At 49.6% G+C, this 2,950-nt stretch carries 2 protein-coding genes; one reads left to right on the plus strand and one right to left on the minus strand.

Features of this window, described 5'->3' with window-relative positions; all coding sequences use genetic code 11:
- Window positions 1-82: 82 nt before the first annotated feature.
- Window positions 83-1,564 (minus strand): aldehyde dehydrogenase family protein, encoded by a 1,482-nt coding sequence (locus tag ACTHUE_RS14375; RefSeq protein WP_049335482.1) that lies wholly within the window; start codon window positions 1,562-1,564, stop codon window positions 83-85.
- A gap of 340 nt (window positions 1,565-1,904) precedes the next feature.
- Here ACTHUE_RS14375 and adhP point away from each other — a divergent pair, with 340 nt between their 5' ends.
- Window positions 1,905-2,948: an alcohol dehydrogenase AdhP gene (gene adhP, locus ACTHUE_RS14380; RefSeq protein WP_079453675.1), complete on the plus strand. Its 1,044-nt coding sequence runs from the start codon at window positions 1,905-1,907 to the stop codon at window positions 2,946-2,948.
- The last annotated feature ends 2 nt before the right edge of the window (window positions 2,949-2,950 follow it).

A 2,950-nucleotide genomic window follows, 5' to 3' on the forward strand; every position in this document is an offset into this window, starting at 1 on the left:
AAACAGAATAAAACAAGGCCGTCTGAAACAGGTTTCAGACGGCCTTTATATTTTCTAAATCAGATTAATGTGGAACGGCGGATTAATAGAAGCCTTCGCGTTCTTCACGGGTGCTGATGTAGATGTTTTTCACTTGGGTGTAGGCGGCGAGCATCATTTTGTGGGTTTCTCGGCCGATACCTGAAGTTTTGTAGCCGCCAAACGGCGCGCCGGCAGGCAGGCGGTTGTAACAGTTCACCCAAACGCGGCCGGTTTCCAATGCATTGGAAACACGCAGGCAGCGGTTGATGTCGGTACTCCACACTGCGCCGCCCAAGCCGTATTCGCTGTCGTTGGCCATTTTGATGACTTCTTCTTCGGTTTTGAATTTAATCACGGTGGCAACCGGGCCGAAGATTTCTTCTTGGGCAACACGGGCTTCGTTGCTGCTGGCTTCAATCAAAGTAGGCTCGACAAATTCGCCTTTGCCCAATGCGCCTTCGATTTTTTTACCGCCGGTAATGATGCGGCAGCCTTCCTGTTCGCCGATTTTGACGTATTTCAAAATGGTCTCGAGTTGACCGGCGTTGACTTGCGAACCCATTTGGGTGTCGTCTTCCCAAGGCAGGCCGACTTTGATTTTTTTGAATTCTTCAGCCAAAGCATTGACGAATTTGTCGTAAATGCCTTCTTGTACAAAAATGCGCGAACCGGCGCAGCAGACTTGGCCTTGGTTGAACAAAATACCTTTTTGCGCGCCTTCGAGGGCTTTGTCGAAAGGCATATCGTCGAAGAAGATGTTGGCAGATTTGCCGCCCAATTCCAAAGTGGACGGAATCAGCAATTCGGCAGCGGCGATGCCGACGCGGCGGCCGACTTCGGTTGAACCGGTAAAGGCCAGTTTGTTGAAGCCTTTGTGGTGCAGCATGTATTCGCCGGATTTGGAACCGCGGCCGGTAATCACGTTCAACACGCCTTTAGGCAGCAAGTGGTTGATTTTTTGAGCGAGGGACAATAGGCTCAATGAAGTGCTGGAAGAAGGGTGGATGACGATGGTACAACCTGCGGCCAATGCCGGAGCGATTTTCCATGCGGCCATCAAGAATGGGAAGTTCCAAGGAATGATTTGGCCGACAACGCCGATCGGTTCGCGCAGAACGATGGATAAGTCTTCGGCGTCAAGTTGGGTCGCAGTGCCTTCTTCGCCGCGGATCACGCTGGCGAAATAGCGGAAATGGTCGGAAGCCAATGGTACGTCGGCGGCGCGGGTTTCGCGGATCGGTTTGCCGTTGTCCAAGGTTTCTTGCAGGGCGAACAATTCTGCGTTTTCGTCAATCACGTCGGCGATTTTGTTCAAAATGGCCGCGCGTTCGGCAGTCGTGGTTTTGCGCCATGTTTTGAACGCTTCTTGGGCAGCGGCCACGGCAGCATCGACATCGGCGTCGGTTGCGTCTGTGAACTTGGCCAATTCATCGCCATTGGCAGGGTTGTAAGAGGATAAAAGTTTGCCTTCGCTACCTTTCGTCCATTCGCCGTTGATTAAAAGACCATATTCTTTATCAAACACATTTAAATCTTTTGCCATAATACTGTCTCCTTAATGAATGGGAAGGCGTATTTCTGCGCCATAAAAACAGCTTATGCTTTTTTCTTTTTAAGTTCAAGTACTAAAAATGATAATGTTCTCAAAATTTACATTTGTAATGTTATTTCATGTAGCAGGCCGTCTGAAAAATAAAGGATTTGATTGAAATGAAAGTGCATTTGTTAATATATTTAAAGATTCAGATGGTTTGAATAGGATTTGTTATGGTATAACATCATAACTCGTTGTTTTGAAAAAGATTATGGGTTGACGGTTTCGAACATGGGGAGTATTCTCATTTATAGCTAAACAGTTTTTCAACACCCTAGGAGACTCTCTCATGAAAATGCATGCTGTGGTAGTAAATAAAGATGTAGCAGGTGATGTAGAAGTTGTTGAACGCGAACTGCGTCCGCTGGAATACGGCGAGGCGTTGGTAGAAGTCGAGTATTGCGGCGTGTGCCACACCGACTTGCACGTTGCAGCAGGCGATTACGGCGACAAACCGGGTCGCGTGTTGGGACACGAAGGCATCGGTTTGGTTAAAGAAGTTGCTGACGGTGTGAAAAATCTGAAAGTCGGCGATCGTGTCAGCATCGCATGGCTGTTCCAAAGCTGCGGTTCTTGCGAATACTGTAATACCGGCCGCGAAACCTTGTGCCGCTCCGTATTGAACGCAGGTTATACTGCCGACGGCGGTATGGCGACCCACTGTATCGTGAGTGCCGATTATGCGGTCAAAGTTCCTGAAGGCTTGGATCCTGCGCAAGCTTCGAGCATTACTTGTGCCGGTGTGACCACTTATAAAGCGATTAAAGTTTCCGGCGTTCGTCCGGGTCAATGGATTGCGATTTACGGCGCAGGCGGTTTGGGCAACTTGGCGGTTCAATACGCGAAAAAAGTGTTTGGCGCGCACGTTGTTGCCGTTGACGTCAACGATGAAAAACTGGCTTTTGCCAAAGAAACCGGCGCTGATTTGGTGATCAATGCCGCCAAAGAAGATGCGGCTCAAGTCATCCAAGAGAAAACCGGCGGCGCACACGCAGCCGTTGTCACAGCCGTATCCGCTGCGGCCTTCAATTCAGGTGTTAACTGCGTCCGCGCCGGCGGTCGTGTCGTTGCAGTCGGCTTGCCACCTGAGTCTATGGACTTGTCTATCCCACGTTTGGTATTGGACGGCATCGAAGTGGTCGGCTCTCTGGTCGGCACCCGCAAAGATTTGGAAGAAGCATTCCAATTCGGCGCAGAAGGTTTGGTTGTGCCTAAAGTCGAATTGCGTGCTTTGGATGAAGCGCCTGCCATCTTCCAAGAAATGCGCGAAGGTAAAATTACCGGCCGTATGGTGATTGATATGAACAAAGAGTGCAGCTGCATTCATCACTAATC

The sequence above is a fragment of the Neisseria sp. P0021.S005 genome (genome assembly GCF_051956955.1).

Coding starts and splice junctions, on each gene's coding strand:
- ACTHUE_RS14375 (WP_049335482.1), bottom strand. CDS start 1,564: ATGGCAAAAGATTTAAATGTGTTTGATAAAGAATATGGTCTTTTAATC.
- adhP (WP_079453675.1), top strand. CDS start 1,905: ATGAAAATGCATGCTGTGGTAGTAAATAAAGATGTAGCAGGTGATGTA.